The following is a 15,523-nucleotide window of genomic DNA, read 5'->3' on the forward strand; positions in this document are numbered from 1 at the left end:
TAATATTATCGGCTGATTTGTATTTTTTAGGTTGCGTTATGGCTTTGTGGTCTGTGTTGAAAGGTGTTGTTTCATTCTTGCTGATTGTGATGAATACCTTAATGTGTTTTGTCCCAGTAATGTTGTTGGCTTTGTGTAAATGCATTATGCCATTCCCATCAGTGCGCGCTATTTTAAACGTCGCTTTGGATCGCGTGGCGACTTTTTGGATTGGTGTTAATAATTTAAATCAACGTTGCCTTGGTCAGTCGGTTATTAGCGTGTCAGGTGAGAAGGATTTTTCAATGAATGAGTGGTTCATGATCACAGCGAACCATCAGTCTTGGGTTGATATTCTTATTCTGCAGCGTCTTTTTAATCGACGGATTCCGTTTATTAAATTTTTCTTAAAACGAGAGTTGATTTGGGTGCCATTTATCGGGCTGGTTTGGTGGGCATTAGAGTTTCCTTTTATGAAGCGCTATAGCGCCGCGTTACTCAAAAAACGACCTGATCTAAAGGGCAAGGACATTGAGATAACAAAAAAAGCCTGCGATAAATTTCAATACTTTCCGGTTTCCATCATGAATTTTTTGGAAGGGACGCGTTTTACGGCTCAAAAGCAGACTCAACAATCTAGCGTGTTTAAGCATCTTTTAATGCCCAAAGCTGGCGGCCTATCTTTTGCGTTAAACGCGATGGATGGCAAGTTACATCAATTAATCGATGTGACGATTGTTTACCCAGGTGGTATTCCAAGCTTTTTTGATTACCTATGTGGAAAAACATCAGAAGTAAAAGTGCATGTTCGTATGATGCCGATTGAAAATGCCTTGTTGGGTGATTATCAAAACGATGCGGAATACAGGACGTATTTTCAGCAATGGGTGAATGAATTGTGGCATCAAAAGGATCAACAGATAGAACGTATGACGAAATTTGAAAACACAAAGTAGGCTTTCCTCGTTAGATAGTTTTTCTTAATGCCGGTAGAGGTGGTTGAGCCTGTATCCTTATAAAATCTGAAAATTGTATCTTTTTTCTGTATAAAAAATCCCCGATGCTGTTTGTTTCAACAGCATTCGGAGTATTTAATATGGACATCTCTCATTTACTCACTTCTCACGCCATCAATATGCAAGCCTCATTGGTTCGTGAATTACTTCACTATAGCCAGCAACCAGATATTTTATCATTGGCTGGCGGTCTGCCTGATGAAAAATTAATGCCAGCCTATCCTGCATTGGCCCAATTAACAGACAGCCGGCAATATGGTGCAAGTGAAGGTGAAAAGGGATTGCGAGAGGTTATTGTCAGACTGGTTGCGGACCGAGGTTTGCACACGACGCTTGATAATATATTGGTAACCAATGGTTCTCAGCAAGGTTTGGATATTATTAGTCGTCTCACTCTTGATGAGAGCTCCACTATTTTAACCGAGCAACCAACTTACCTTGCTGCTTGTCAGGTGTTTAAGTTGCAAGGTGCCAATATTCAAGGCGTGCCTTCTGATAGTGAAGGGATGTCAGTTTTAGCATTACGGAATGCCATAGAGAATACGAACCCGAAAGCGGTGTATTTGATTCCAAATTTTCAGAATCCAACGGGGCATTGTTATAGCTTGAAGCGTCGTCAAGACATTGCTGCGTTGTTGGATGAAAAAGGAATCTTGCTGATTGAAGATGACCCCTATCGAGATCTTTGTTACGAAAAGGTTGACCTCACTCCCATCACGACCTTGCTGAAGCGAGCTCCTTGGTTATATATGGGCAGTTTTTCGAAAGTATTGTGGCCAGGACTTCGCACTGGTTACGTGGTTTCCTGCGCTGAATTTTCGCCTCACTTAGTCAAGATCAAGCAAGCTATAGATTTGCATACTAATCGTCTGGGACAAAATATGATTGCGGCGTTTGTCGCATCAGAAATGTTTCCGGCGCACATCGTTAAGCTTCAGCAATCCTATAAAGAAAAACGTGATGCCATGTCAAAGGCATTGGTTGCTGAATTGGGTGAGATGGTTGAATTCAATACGCCTGCTGGTGGCATGTTTTTTTGGTTGACGTTGCCTGACGGTGTTTCTTCTAAACATATAATGACGGATGCGTTAGAAGAGAACGTATTAGTTTTACCCGGCATACCATTTTTTCCGAACCGACACTCGCAAGACGATGCATTTTTGCGTCTGAGTTTTGCCCGTCTTTCTTTGGAGGAAATGCAGCGAGCCATTCATATTTTGTCGAACGTGATTCGGCGCCGTATGACATGATTGACCCTTCGATGCTCTGTTTAGTACATTAAAGGCTTTTGCCTTACTGCTTTTATGATGCTAAGCGCAGGTATTTATCCTATTTATGCTCGGCTAGCAGTTCCTTCTTTTTGGGCGACACGTTAGAATCTTACTTTTAAGACTGTATAGAATAGGAATATGTAATGGGCAGAGCCTTCCAGAACCGCAAAGAGTCCATGGCAAAAACGTCTGATCAAAAAGCCAAGGTTTACAGTAAGTACGGCCGTGAGATTTATGTTTGTGCGAAATCCGGTGGTATTGATCCTAATGGTAATTTGACGCTGCGTTCTCTGATTGAGCGTGCGAAAAAAGACCAAGTGCCAACGCACGTAATCGATAAAGCGATCGATAAAGCGAAAGGCGGCGGCGGCGAAGATTTTGATACGGCTCGCTATGAAGGTTTTGGGCCTGGTAACACTATGGTGATTATTGATTGCTTGTCTGATAACCCTAATCGCACGTTTGGTGATGTACGCACTTGTTTTAACAAAGTAAAATGTAAAATCGGTGGCCAAGGCAGTGTGAGTCATATGTTTGATCACAGTGCGATTTTTGTTTTTTCTGGTAATGATGAAGAGGTTGTTCTTGAAGCCTTAATGATGGCTGATGTGGACGTCACTGATATCGAATTAGAAGACGGTAAAGTCACCGTTTTTGCACCCAATACGGATTACGGTAAAGCAAAAACAGCACTAACCGAAGCGCTTGGTAATATTGAGTTTGAAGTGGACGAAATTCAATTTGTTGCGCAAAACACATCACCTATAGAAGGTGAAGAGCTGGAAAAATTTGAGCTCTTTCTGGACTTACTCAATGACTTAGATGATGTTCAAAACGTTTATCATAACGCAGAACTTTAATCGTTAAGAAGGCTCTGGCGAGCGCTTGTTCGTCAGAGCTTTTTTATGTCCAGCGCTCGTTGAACCGTAAGTAAGTCTAGTGAATGATAAAAAATAGAGAAGGCAATCATGACAAAACCTAAGCCTCAGGTAAAATCCCCTTGCGTGAATTTATGCTTATTAAATGAAGACGATGTTTGTGTCGGTTGTTATCGAACTGGAAAAGAAATTACGTTATGGGGAGGTATGAATAAGGCCTCTCAACTTGCTGTTATGAAAAAGGTTCGTGAGCGTGAATCGAAAAGCCAATTCGTTAGCGATTAGTGTTGGTTTTGCGGTTTGGCTTTTCTCTCCTCGTTATTCTTTTTCTAATTTGTTTTTTAATTCAATCCATTGCGACATGTATTGAGTGCTTTTTAAACTGTGGTGTCGCAACATCAACCCTAAAAAATGTTTTCTACGTAAGCTTTCTTTGAGTTTAGTTTGTAACTGCAATCGATTTATTAATTTAGGTTCCCATTCTTGTGCTTGGTAACGGGATTGTAGTATTTCGTGGCCATTTTTTTGCATTAGCAGCCAGCTTGTTTTGTCTTCATAAAGCGAAACCGCCGCATCAATAAATGTCTCGATGTTATCCGTTATCACACCATTCCAAGGTAATAAGCCATGCATGGCTTCGGCGCCTATTTGAGTGGTTATACTTGGTGTTCCCATTTGCATTGCTTCAACCAGTTTTCCTTTTATGCCTGCGCCAAAGCGTAAGGGCGCTAAACAAATTCGAGCGTTTTGCATGACTTCTTGGGCGTCTTCTGCCCAGCCTTTGACTAAAAACCCTTCCTTTGAATTGTGTAGTTGAGTGGCTTTAGGCGGTGGGTAGGCGCCATAAATGTGAAGTTCCGCTTTTGGTAGGCGCTTGCGGATTTTTGGCCAGATGTCGGTTTTCAATTGCAAAACCGCGTCCCAATTCGGCGCGTGGCGAAAATTGCCAATACTAATGAAGTGCTGGCGTTCTTCGAAAGGTGTTAATTCATTGATTTTTGTTGGCGCCGGCAGCATAAAAGGTAAATGAAATACATGGGTTTCAGGTACTTGAAACTCATCAATAAGCAATTTTTTTTCTGTTTCAGAGATCATCAACGTGAGATCGCTGCGATGGATGGCGGCTATTTCTCGAATGCCATGATCGCTGTAAAGGTCGTCTATTTGAAATGTTCTGTTTTGTTTTAGTGCTAGATGTCTTGCTTGTCTTAACGAGTGAAGGTCTTCTGTGTTTAATACTCGTAAGGAATCTGGACTGAATTTTTCCACGCGCCAGCCGAATTGCTCTTCCATCATAAAACGATCAAACATGACAATGTCTGGTTTCTTGTCGGCAATGTAGTGGTCAAAGGAGGCGTTATTGAGCTCGATGTGTTCAGTCTTAATGCCTAGTGTGGATAAATCTGCCATGTGATCTGTTTGCTGGGCTGGACTTGCAAATGATATTTGCCATTGGTTTTTATAAAAACAGTTGAGTAGTTGCATCATTCTACTGCCTGCGGCAGAGGAGTTAGGTTCAGGCCAGACATAGCCAATAACAAGTAAGTGCACTGTGTATTCTCAAGATTTAAAAGGGAGGAGGATTCAAGATTTAAACGAGAATCAGGACATATTCGTTCAGCTATTGTATCATGGCAAACAGATTTGTGTTGCCTACCTCATTTGTAAGGATGGTTAGGCAAGACGTAAGCAAAACATGACGTTGAGACGATTATTATGATCATAAAACCAAAGATTCGCGGATTTATTTGTACAACAACGCACCCAGTAGGTTGTGAGCAAAATGTAAGAGAACAGATTGCTTTTACTAAAAGCAAAGGAGCCATTGTAAATGGTCCTAAAAAAGTACTCATAATCGGTGCGTCAAGTGGTTATGGTTTGTCTTCTCGTATTGCAGCTGCATTCGGTTCTGGTGCAGCGACTATCGGTGTTTTCTTTGAAAAAGCCAGTACGGACAAAAAGACAGGTACGGCAGGTTGGTACAATTCAGCGGCCTTCGATAAGGTTGCTAAAGAGGAAGGTTTGTATGCCAAAAGCATTAATGGTGATGCTTTTTCAAACGAAGCACGCGCTAAAGTTATTGAGTTAATCAAAGAAGATCTTGGTGAGATTGATATGGTGGTTTACTCATTGGCTTCGCCAGTTCGTAAGATGCCAGAAACAGGTGAAGTTGTCCGTTCTGTACTTAAGCCGATTGGTGAAACCTACCGATCTACTGCGATTGATACCAATAAAGATGTCATTATCGAAGCGGAAATTGAGCCAGCAACTGACGCTGAGGTGGCTGCTACGATGACTGTAATGGGTGGTCAAGATTGGGAGTTGTGGATGTCCGCTCTTAATGAAGCTGGTGTTCTTGCAAAAGGTGTTCGTACCGTTGCTTACTCTTACATTGGTTCTGATATTACTTGGCCTATTTATTGGCATGGCGCGCTAGGTAAGGCGAAAGAAGATCTAGATCGTGCTTCTGGTGCGATTGATAAGCAGCTTGCTCCTCTAAATGGCGGTGCTAACGTTGCGGTACTGAAGTCCGTTGTTACACAGGCCTCTTCTGCTATTCCTGTTATGCCTTTGTACTTGGCGATGGTGTTCAAGGTAATGCGTGCAGAAGGTCTTCATGAAGGCTGTATGGATCAGATTTATCGTTTGTTCTCTGAGCGTCTTTACAACAACCATAATCCAGCAGAATTGACAGACGATAAAAATCGTTTGCGTCTGGATGATTGGGAATTACGTGAAGACGTTCAGCAGGCTTGTCGTGATCTTTGGCCGACAATTAATGATGCTAATTTGTTTTCTGCTACAGATTATCAGCTTTATAAGGACGAGTTTTTGAAATTGTTTGGCTTTGGTGTGAAAGGTGTCGATTATGATGCTGAAGTAAGCCCAGAAGCGAAATTTGAGGTTATTACGCTTTAATATTGAATAAAGCGTCTAAAAGGAGTCCAAGCTTTGCTTGGGCTCCTTTTTTTATGTCTTTTTATCTCTTATAGTGAAGAGATTCATGTTTTGGGGTGATTATGAAACGTTCATTGGGGTTGTTTTGCGCGATATCGTTTTTTGCGAATGCTCAGACGATAGAGGTTCAGCCTGTCGATATTATTTATGGTAATCAGGTGATACGAACTCAACATCAGGTAGTGGTGAGCTCCCAAGAAGACGTTGCGGTCATTCCTGTTGAAAAGGCCAGATCGACACTAGGACCTAATGTCGTTATTACTGCGGATAGTGTAGGCATGTCATATCTGGAGGAGAATATCATAGCGGAGCGCGAGCAGGCTATTTACGATGAGGTGAACAAACGCACAGAAGAGGCGCCGTTTACCGTTTTGTTTACCGGTAATATCCCTGAAGATATTCAAGAAAGACGCCTTCGTATGATGCCAGAAATAGGTATTTTTGGTGACCAAGTTAAAACAGGTGATGTGTCTAGCAATAACGTGAAGCCAGACGTTGGTGACTTCTCTCCTATTGGAAAGGGTGTTTCTCCAGTAGGCGCCACAGGGGCGAAAAGTGCGCCTGTGAGTAATAAGGAAAAATTAGAAAAGTTGATAGGAGGGTAGCGTTTTGACCTCCCTTTTTTCAACTTACGTTGTTTGTGTTTATATTACAGATTAGGGGTAGAAAGAGATGCTTCTTTCCAGCCTTGTTGCTCTATGAGTTGTGTTGGAAATGTCTTGTTGTGGATGATTATTTTGGTGGTGTCGGTTGATTGAAGTTTGTCTTTAATAAAGGCAATAAAATCTTTTCTTTGTATTTTTTCTACGCTCTCTATCCATTCTTCTCTTGTCTGAAAGTCGGGCTCTGATTTAGCGATCTGATGCCATTCTCTTAGTGCATTATCACTTAGATTTTTTGCGTTCATTCTTAACTCGCTTAGTAGCGCGTTTTTTGCGCCTTCAAACTCGCCTTCTTGTAGGTCTTGTAGCCTAACTCTTTGTTCCTTTAAGAAGTTCTCCATAGCGTTAATAATGGTGATTGAGTCCTTATTGGGTGATTGCACGAGTAGTCCTAGTATGGGGGTATTGCGTATGCTTAGGTCTTGTGCGCCGACAATATATCCAAGTTGTTGGTTGGTTCTCAGATCTTGGTAAAATGGACTGCTAATCAGTGTCCTAAGGATAGAGAAACACGCTTTTTCGGTGATGGCTTTGTTACTAGTGGCTGATGACTGCTTGCTGGTGTCAATGATGCTGTATAAAACGACGCTGTCGTCACTGGTTGATTCGAACTGATAGTGATGCTTTTGTTGTGCGGTTAGGTTTTTAGTTTCTATCTCTAGCGGTTCTCTGGGGATAAGTCGCCCAGAGAAGCGATTGTAAAGTGAGTTAGCGAGTTCTTTGGTTTGGTCTTTGGTTGAGTTGCCTGTGCTATAGCCAATTATGTCAAAGTTTCCACGCGCTTTTTTGGTGTATTCCTGCAGGTCCTCTAAGGATAGTTGATCGAGTGCGTTTTCGAGTTGCATTGTGGTGAAGCTATTTTTCGTAATTAAAGCGTGCAATGCGCTGCCTGCATTGCGGTACGCTTGTCTGCTTTTTTGATTGGCGAGATCTTTTTTAAGCTGAGTTTTGGCTTGCGCAAAGCGTGTAAGATTTGGACGGAATAAAAACAACTGATCAATCAGCCAAGTAGTGTAGATGCTTTGTTTATCTGAATAGCCATTGGTTCGTAATGTTGCGCCGTTTGTATGAGGGTAAAAGGTGTAACCTAATCCTGCTACAAAAGGTGCGTAGGTAGATTCGCTGATGCTATCGTTAAATAAGCGACTCCATAAGCGGTTCAAGATCGTGTGTTTTGGGGTGTCTGCAGCATGATCAAAGCGAATTCCAATGAAGTTCATTGCAACGGGTTTTCCAAAGCTTGAGTCGGACTTATTCCAGTAGGTGAAGCCTTCTTTTTGAAAAATAATCGATGGAGTGTGGTCTTCTTCATTCATTAAATCGAGAGACTCTGGTATGAAGTTGTTTTTTTCTGGCAGGGTCACTTGTGTGCTTTTTACGGATAAATTGATGAGATCCAAAAAAAACTGGCTGAAGTTATTGTTGCTGTATTCACTTTGATACCAAGGTTCGATTTTCCACGATGTTTTTTGGCCTGCCCAGTTTTCAGGAAACTCTTTATTTGTGATGACTTGAATTAATAAATTTTCTGGGTTGAGTTGTTGTAGTAAGTGACGGATTTGTTCTTCGCTCGCGGCAGACTCTAGGCGGAAGCTGCTTAAAATGTCTTCGGTTGGTATTTTAAGCATTCTGGCGGATAAGGAGCGAGCAAGGTTTTGAGGGTCAACGTAGTTTTGATGGTTGTACATAAGTTGGCTTAGTTTTAGCCCTTCTTCTATGTACATTGGGTTTATAGGTGATGACCTTAGGAGGCTAATAGTGGCGAAAAACCGTTTTGCGACGGTGTCTATTTTTTCAAGTCCTTCATTGCTAAGGCGCATTGTTATAATAAGGAAGGCGTTGTCTTCGTAATCTGCGCTGACATTTGCGGAAATGCCATTGATTAACCCTTCTGACTTAAGGGAGGCATAAAGCGAACCCTTGTCCTCATTGCCTAAAATATACGACAAGTAGCGAGTAGGTTGAGTTTTATAGTTTTTCTTTTGAGCGTCGATTTGGTAGTAAAATTTCAGTGTGTTGTTATCGATTAGTGAGCGAATAAATTGTAAATGTGGTTTGCCTACGGGAATCAGTGTCGGGCGATATATATCTTCTTGCGTGACATTGTTTTTACTCTCTATGCCAGAAAAATATTGATAAGCAAGATTGGCCATTTCTTTGTATGAATGATTGGCGACCAGCACTAATGCCATGTTCTCGCTGTAATAGTTTTGTTTATAAAGGTTAAGAAGTTGCTCTCTTAATGGGTTGTTTGATCGATCCTTAAGGGTGTCTAAAGTGCCAACGGTGAATCGGCTGTATGGGTGTTCAGGGTTTATCAGTGTTTTTAGGGCTTGGTTGTTACGGCGACTTTCTGTTTTGAGTTTTGCTCTGTATTCAGCATCGACGGCATTTTTTTCTCTTTGAGTAAGTGATTCACTGAATAGTGGGGTGATAAAAAATTGTGAAAATCTATCCAGTGCCCCTTCGTATGCAGAAGGCTTTATATCAAAATAAAAATTAGTTGTGTCTGTGCTTGTGTAGGCGTTGTGTGAGCCGCCGTGAGTGTTTATGTAAGATTGGTAGTTGCCAGGCTCCGGGTATTTTTCGGTTCCAAGAAAGAGCATGTGTTCTAAAAAGTGTGCTAGCCCTTGCTGTTTGTCTGGGTCTTGAAAGCTGCCTACGTTTACAGATAAAGACGCGGAAAAACGTTCGGCCTGAGGGTCGCTAACTAGGAGTACTTTGAGGTTGTTTGGTAGCGTTATTAGGTGGTAATTATTTTTATCCGTTAGGCTCTTTTTTTGTATTTTAATGACTTTGTTGTCTGTCGTTGCGCCATTATTGTTTACTTGTGTTGTTTTGTCTTGGCTCATTTCGCTGCTGATACCTAATAAAGAATCTTTTTGAGTTGGATTGGTGGTGTGAGCTGAGAGTGATGTGAGTGCTAAAAAGAATAGGGCGAGATAAGTGGCGGCTTTTTTAAAGGTTTCCATCATTTCGTCAGGCTAACTGAGGTATGCAGTGTGATGCAATGGACATGTTTTTTGTCCATTGCATAAAAAAATAATGTTTTATTGTGCATCTAAAGATTGGCCATTTATTGTTAAGCTGTCTTTTCCCATTAAGTAGAGATACAGCGGCATAATGTCATCTGGTGTCGCTAAAGTGGTTGGGTCTTCTTCTGGATAAGCATTGGCTCGCATGTTAGTTCGAGTTGCACCAGGGTTAATGGCGTTTGCTCGAATGGTAGGGGATTGGCTGGCGAGCTCACTTGAGAGTATCTGCATCATAGCTTCTGTGGCAAATTTTGATATAGCGTAGGCGCCCCAGTTTGCCTTAGCGTTTCTACCAACACCAGATGTTGTAAAGACAATAGAAGCGCTTTCCGCTTTTTGCATCAAAAGTAATAATGCTTGGTTTAATAGTAGTTGGCTGGTGACATTGACCCGCATTACTTGTTCAAACAGCGTTGGATCATAGCTTGCCAGTGTGGTTCGTTCGCCTAGTAAGCTGGCATTATGGAGGATGCCGTCAAGGTGACCAAATTCATTTTCAATGGTGTTGGCAAGCTCTATGTAGTCGTGCTCTGCTGCACCGTCGAGATTTAATGGGACAATGGCGGCTTGCGGGTATTTTTGTTTTTCAATGTGATCGTATACAGCTTCGAGTTTCTTGATAGAGCGGCCTAATAAAATGACAGTCGCCCCATATTTTGCATAAGTAATGGCCGCTGTTTTTCCTATGCCATCGCCTGCGCCTGTAACAAGAATTACCTTGTTTTTGAGTAGCTGGTTGGGGGCTTGATAATGAAACATATCTCCTCCTTATTGCCCTGATTAGGCGTCGGTTTTTTGGGTATGCATTAAGTAGTTTACTGACACGTCTTTGTCGTTCAACTTGTATACTTTTGTTAGTGGGTTATAGGTCATGCCTGTTATGTGGCTAACGTCTAGTCCTGCCTGTCTTGCGTAATTATTTAGTTCAGCCGGTTGGATAAATTTAGCGTAGTCATGAGTGCCTTTTGGAAGCATGTTTAGAACATACTCGGCTCCAATAATCGCAAAAAGGTAGGCTTTTGGATTTCTATTAATAGTAGAAAAAAACACATGGCCACCAGGCTTAACAAGAGTCATGCAGGCTTTGATGACTGAAGAGGGGTCTGGAACATGTTCTAACATTTCAAGGCAGGTCACTATATCGTATTGACCTGCTTCGCGCTCAGCAATCTCTTCTGCTGTTATTTTTTCGTAATCGATATCGAGTTTAGATTCTTCTCGGTGTAATTTGGCGACCGCAAGAGGGGCTTCACCCATATCGATGCCTTTCACCTTGGCGCCAAGCTTTGCCATTGCTTCTGACAAAATGCCACCGCCACAACCAACATCAATGACTTTTTTGTCTTGTAATCCGTTTGCGCGCTCATTTATGTAGTTTGTGCGCAACGGATTGATGTCATGCAGTGGTTTGAATTCATTTTCTGTGTCCCACCAACGGCTTGCTAGGGCTTCAAATTTCGCAACCTCATTTAGGTCTACATTGCTGTTGTGTATGTTTGACATGTCGGGCTTCCATTTTTTGTATTGCTATAATTTGAGTACGTATGCTCGATGTTGGAGCTGCAAAGTGCGTTGCTTATCACTGCCTTTTAAAAGTGTGTTTATACTGAAGCTTATATATGGCTAGTATAGCGTCATCGTAATAGGTGACCAATAGTAAACTTGTATTGTATTGATAATAGACGGTGTGAGTTGGTTAAAGTGGAGTGATGTTTTGAAAGGGCAAGGGTTGATTAAACATAACTAGGTAACAAAACATGTCTCTGAAAGGGGTGTTATTTTTTTCCTTATGGTATGATTCGGCGCTTATAAAAAAGATATTAGGTAGTCTGTCAGACTCCGAGGCATAAGGATCGATTGTATCTATGGGTGAATTAGCCAAAGAAATTATTCCCGTCAGTATCGAAAATGAACTTAAGGGATCTTACCTAGATTATGCGATGAGCGTAATTGTTGGTCGAGCATTGCCTGATGTACGAGATGGGTTAAAACCTGTTCACCGTCGTGTTCTATTTGCGATGAGTGAACTTAAAAATGATTGGAATAAACCGTACAAAAAATCGGCGCGTATCGTCGGTGATGTAATCGGTAAATATCACCCGCATGGTGATTCTGCTGTATACGATACGATTGTTCGTATGGCGCAGCCTTTTTCAATGCGTTATACCTTGGTTGATGGTCAAGGTAACTTCGGTTCTGTCGATGGTGACAGTGCTGCAGCAATGCGTTATACCGAAATCCGTATGGCGAAGATTGCGCATCATCTTCTCATGGATTTAGAAAAAGAAACCGTTGATTTTGTGCCTAACTATGATGGCACTGAATTTATGCCGTCGGTTATGCCGTCTCGCGTACCTGGCCTATTGGTTAATGGTTCTGCTGGTATTGCTGTTGGCATGGCGACTAATATTCCGCCTCATAATCTTGGTGAAATTATCGATGGGTGTCTTGCTGTTATCGACAATGCAGACATTACTATTGATGAACTCATTGATCATATCCCCGGGCCTGATTTTCCTACGGGGGCTTTCATTAATGGCCGCGCTGGCATTCTTGAAGCTTATAAAACAGGTCGTGGTCGCATTTATATGCGTGCTCGTCATCATTTTGAAGACATGGAGAAAGGCAATCGCCAATCCATCGTTTTTACAGAAATTCCTTATCAGTTAAACAAAGCGAAAGTGATCGAAAGGATCGCAGAGCTTGTAAAAGAGAAAAAGCTAGAAGGTATCAGTGAGCTGCGCGACGAGTCTGATAAAGACGGTATGCGTATTGTTATTGAGCTTCGTCGGGGTGAGAATCCAGATGTTGTAGTGAATAATATATTTACGCAAACTCAATTGCAGTCTGTGTTTGGTATTAATATGGTGGCCTTGGTTGATGGTCGCCCTCAGTTACTTAATATTAAACAAATTCTAGAGTGTTTTGTTAAGCACCGTCGTGAAGTGGTTACTCGTCGTACTATTTTTGAGTTACGTAAAGCGCGTGAGCGAGGCCATATTCTTGAAGGTTTGGCTGTTTCTTTAGCCAATATTGATCGCGTCATAGAGCTGATTCGTACATCGCCAACGTCAGCTGAAGCAAAAGAAAAGATTGTAGGTGAGGCTTGGCAGCCTGGTAACGTGGTTGCGATGCTTGAACGTGCTGGTGCTGATGCGTGTCGCCCTGATGATTTGGACGCGGGTTATGGGTTTGTTGGCGGTGCTTATCATTTGTCGCCAGATCAAGCTCAGGCTATTTTGGACTTGCGTTTGCATCGCTTGACTGGCCTAGAGCATGACAAATTGCTTGGCGAATATAAGTCTCTTATTGAGCTTATTGGTGAGCTTCTTAATATTTTATCTAGCCCAGATCGTTTGATGGAAGTAATTCGAGAAGAGCTTGAAGAAGTTCGAGATGCTTTTGGTGATGCGCGTCGCACTGAAATTTTAACTTCTCGTCAAGACTTGACTATTGCCGATTTGATTGACGAAGCACCAATGGTTGTGACGATTTCAAATACCGGTTACGCGAAATCTCAGCCACTCGAAGAGTATCAATCTCAACGCCGTGGTGGTCGTGGTAAATCTTCTGCAAGCATGAAAGATGAAGATCATATTGAGCATCTTCTTGTGACTAGTAGTCATGACACCATTATGCTGTTTAGTAATTTCGGCAAAGTGTACTGGTTGCGTGTCTTTGAAATTCCTGTTGCGAGCCGTGGTGCGAAAGGTCGTCCTATTATTAACTTGTTACCACTAAGAGAGGGCGAGTCAATTTCTGCCTTGTTGCCTTTGCCTGTTGTTGAAGATGCAGGTAAAGAAGAAGGTGATGATGACGTGGCGGATGACGTTACTATAGAGGCGAGCAGCTATATCTTTATGGCGACCGCGAACGGAACCGTTAAGAAAACCGCAATGCAAAACTTTGCACGCCCTCGTTCTACCGGCTTAATCGCATTGAGCTTAGATGAAACGGATGAGCTGGTTGGTGTATCGGTTACGACGGGCGAGAATGACATTATGTTGGTCTCTTCTTCTGGTAAAACGATTCGCTTTAAAGAATCTGATGTTCGAGCGATGGGTCGTACGGCTGCGGGCGTTCGAGGTATTCGATTGGGCGAAGATGCAAAAGTGGTTTCTCTTATCGTTCCTCAGGAAGGTTCAGCGGTATTGATGGCTTGTGAAAACGGCTATGGTAAGCGTACTGCTGTAGAAGACTTCCCAGTTTACGGTCGTGGTGGTCAAGGTGTTATCGGTATTCAAGTATCTGAGCGTAATGGTCCTGTAATTGGCGCCGCTCAAGTAGATGAAACGGATGAAATCATTTTGATTACGGATCAGGGAACGTTGGTTCGTACTAGAGTGACAGAGGTGTCTTGCCAAGGTCGAAATACTCAAGGTGTTACTTTGATTCGTTTGACCAATGATGAACATTTGGTTGGTATTGAACGTGTTGTGGAAGACGATGAAGTAGATATTGAGATCGATGAGGCCGATGGTGCCGTCGTTGATCAGGCACCAAGTGATGGTGACGAATCTCCTGATATTGCTGAAACAGATACTGAGTAGAAAATAAAGCGACGCACCTAGGTGCGTCGCTTTTGTTGTAGATCGTTCTTATAAAGTAATTGCTGAAAAATATTAGAGGTAATAAGCGGGATGAGCCGAGTATATAATTTTTGTTCTGGTCCGGCAGCGCTTCCAGAAGCGGTTTTGAAAAAAGCACAAGCCGAAATGTTAGATTGGCATGGTGCTGGCGTTTCCGTGATGGAAATGAGCCATCGTAGTTCTGAGTTTATGTCGATACTGGCGTCCGCTAAAGCACGTTTGGCGCGCTTGCTGGATATTGGTGATGATTATGATATTTTATTTGTTCAGGGGGGGGCTTCTACCTTATTTGCTCAGATTCCTGCCAACCTAACGAATGGCTTTGATTCAGCGTGTTATTTGGATACTGGCGCATGGTCTTCAAAAGCAATCAAAGAAGCAAAAAGATATACCAAGGTTGATGTGGTTGGCTCTTCTAAAGAACAAAACTATTCTACAGTACCTGACTTCTCCACTCTGGCGTTGGATGAGAATGCGGCTTATTTGCATATTTGCCCAAATGAAACAATTGGTGGTGTTGAATTTTCTGATTTGCCAGAAACCAGTTTGCCCATCGTGGCGGATCTATCTTCTACCATTCTTTCCCGAAAAATAGACGTTAGTAAGTACGGTTTGATTTACGCTGGGGCGCAGAAAAATGTTGGTCCTGCCGGTGTAGTGATTTGTATCATCCGTAAGGATTTACTGGCTCGCAGCGCTGACGATTTACCATCTATATGGAATTTCGCCCATTTGGCGGAGAATGATTCCATGATAAATACGCCGCCCACTTATGCGATTTATTTAGCGGATCTTGTGTTCGAGTGGTTGGAAGGACAAGGCGGAGTCGAGGCAATCGAAGCGGTAAATATTCGTAAGGCACAAGCTTTGTATGACTTTATCGATTCAAGTAAGTTTTACTCTAATCCGGTTGATCCTGCTTTTCGATCTCGAATGAATGTGCCTTTTATATTGGCTGATGATTCTCTGGGCGCGCTGTTTATTGAAGAATCTGAAGCGGCTGGGTTGCGTACATTGGCTGGGCATCGATCTGTTGGTGGTATGCGAGCAAGCATATATAACGCGATGCCGATGGAAGGGGTTGTGGCCTTAATTGACTTTATGCGCGCTTTCGAAAAACGTCACGGGTAACTAA

At 42.3% G+C, this 15,523-nt stretch carries 12 protein-coding genes; 8 read left to right on the plus strand and 4 right to left on the minus strand.

Features of this window, described 5'->3' with window-relative positions:
• Positions 1 to 38 precede the first annotated feature (38 nt).
• From M3I01_RS05400 to M3I01_RS05415, 4 genes are all read left to right on the plus strand, one after another.
• Positions 39 to 935, plus strand: coding sequence for an acyltransferase (locus M3I01_RS05400; RefSeq protein ID WP_255894603.1), 897 nt, complete (start codon positions 39 to 41; stop codon positions 933 to 935).
• Positions 936 to 1,075: 140 nt separating this feature from the next.
• Positions 1,076 to 2,245: an aminotransferase-like domain-containing protein gene (locus tag M3I01_RS05405; RefSeq protein ID WP_255894607.1), complete on the plus strand. Its 1,170-nt coding sequence runs from the start codon at positions 1,076 to 1,078 to the stop codon at positions 2,243 to 2,245.
• Between the two features lie 164 nt (positions 2,246 to 2,409).
• Positions 2,410 to 3,126, plus strand: a complete 717-nt coding sequence (locus tag M3I01_RS05410; RefSeq protein WP_255894608.1) for a YebC/PmpR family DNA-binding transcriptional regulator — start codon at positions 2,410 to 2,412, stop codon at positions 3,124 to 3,126.
• Positions 3,127 to 3,234: 108 nt separating this feature from the next.
• Positions 3,235 to 3,429 (plus strand): DUF1289 domain-containing protein, encoded by a 195-nt coding sequence (locus M3I01_RS05415; RefSeq protein ID WP_255894609.1) that lies wholly within the window; start codon positions 3,235 to 3,237, stop codon positions 3,427 to 3,429.
• A gap of 33 nt (positions 3,430 to 3,462) precedes the next feature.
• On the opposite strand, the gene M3I01_RS05420 is transcribed toward M3I01_RS05415, so the two are convergent.
• Positions 3,463 to 4,695, minus strand: a complete 1,233-nt coding sequence (locus tag M3I01_RS05420) for a glycosyltransferase (RefSeq protein ID WP_255894610.1) — start codon at positions 4,693 to 4,695, stop codon at positions 3,463 to 3,465.
• Between the two features lie 165 nt (positions 4,696 to 4,860).
• On the opposite strand from M3I01_RS05420, the gene fabV reads away from it, so the two are divergent.
• Both fabV and M3I01_RS05430 read left to right on the plus strand, forming a co-directional pair.
• Positions 4,861 to 6,063, plus strand: a complete 1,203-nt coding sequence (fabV, locus tag M3I01_RS05425; protein ID WP_255894612.1) for an enoyl-ACP reductase FabV — start codon at positions 4,861 to 4,863, stop codon at positions 6,061 to 6,063.
• A gap of 101 nt (positions 6,064 to 6,164) precedes the next feature.
• Positions 6,165 to 6,707, plus strand: coding sequence for a hypothetical protein (locus M3I01_RS05430; RefSeq protein WP_255894613.1), 543 nt, complete (start codon positions 6,165 to 6,167; stop codon positions 6,705 to 6,707).
• A gap of 44 nt (positions 6,708 to 6,751) precedes the next feature.
• Here M3I01_RS05430 and M3I01_RS05435 read toward each other — a convergent pair whose 3' ends face one another.
• The 3 genes from M3I01_RS05435 to ubiG form a co-directional block, all read right to left on the minus strand.
• On the minus strand, positions 6,752 to 9,739 hold the full coding sequence (locus tag M3I01_RS05435) for an insulinase family protein (RefSeq protein WP_275564960.1): 2,988 nt from the start codon (positions 9,737 to 9,739) through the stop codon (positions 6,752 to 6,754).
• Positions 9,740 to 9,814: 75 nt separating this feature from the next.
• Entirely contained in the window at positions 9,815 to 10,558 is a 744-nt protein-coding gene (locus tag M3I01_RS05440) for a YciK family oxidoreductase (RefSeq protein ID WP_255894619.1), read from the minus strand.
• 21 nt (positions 10,559 to 10,579) lie between these two features.
• Positions 10,580 to 11,302: a bifunctional 2-polyprenyl-6-hydroxyphenol methylase/3-demethylubiquinol 3-O-methyltransferase UbiG gene (gene ubiG / locus M3I01_RS05445; RefSeq protein ID WP_255894621.1), complete on the minus strand. Its 723-nt coding sequence runs from the start codon at positions 11,300 to 11,302 to the stop codon at positions 10,580 to 10,582.
• 362 nt (positions 11,303 to 11,664) lie between these two features.
• On the opposite strand from ubiG, the gene gyrA reads away from it, so the two are divergent.
• Positions 11,665 to 14,349 carry a DNA gyrase subunit A gene (gene gyrA / locus M3I01_RS05450; protein WP_275564961.1) on the plus strand — a complete coding sequence of 895 codons (2,685 nt, stop codon included), beginning with the start codon at positions 11,665 to 11,667 and terminating at the stop codon, positions 14,347 to 14,349.
• Between the two features lie 90 nt (positions 14,350 to 14,439).
• Positions 14,440 to 15,519, plus strand: coding sequence for a 3-phosphoserine/phosphohydroxythreonine transaminase (serC, locus tag M3I01_RS05455; protein ID WP_275564962.1), 1,080 nt, complete (start codon positions 14,440 to 14,442; stop codon positions 15,517 to 15,519).
• Positions 15,520 to 15,523: the final 4 nt, after the last annotated feature.

Origin of the sequence: Marinomonas maritima (assembly GCF_024435075.2) — a bacterium.
GTDB classification, from domain to species: Bacteria; Pseudomonadota; Gammaproteobacteria; order Pseudomonadales; family Marinomonadaceae; genus Marinomonas; species Marinomonas maritima.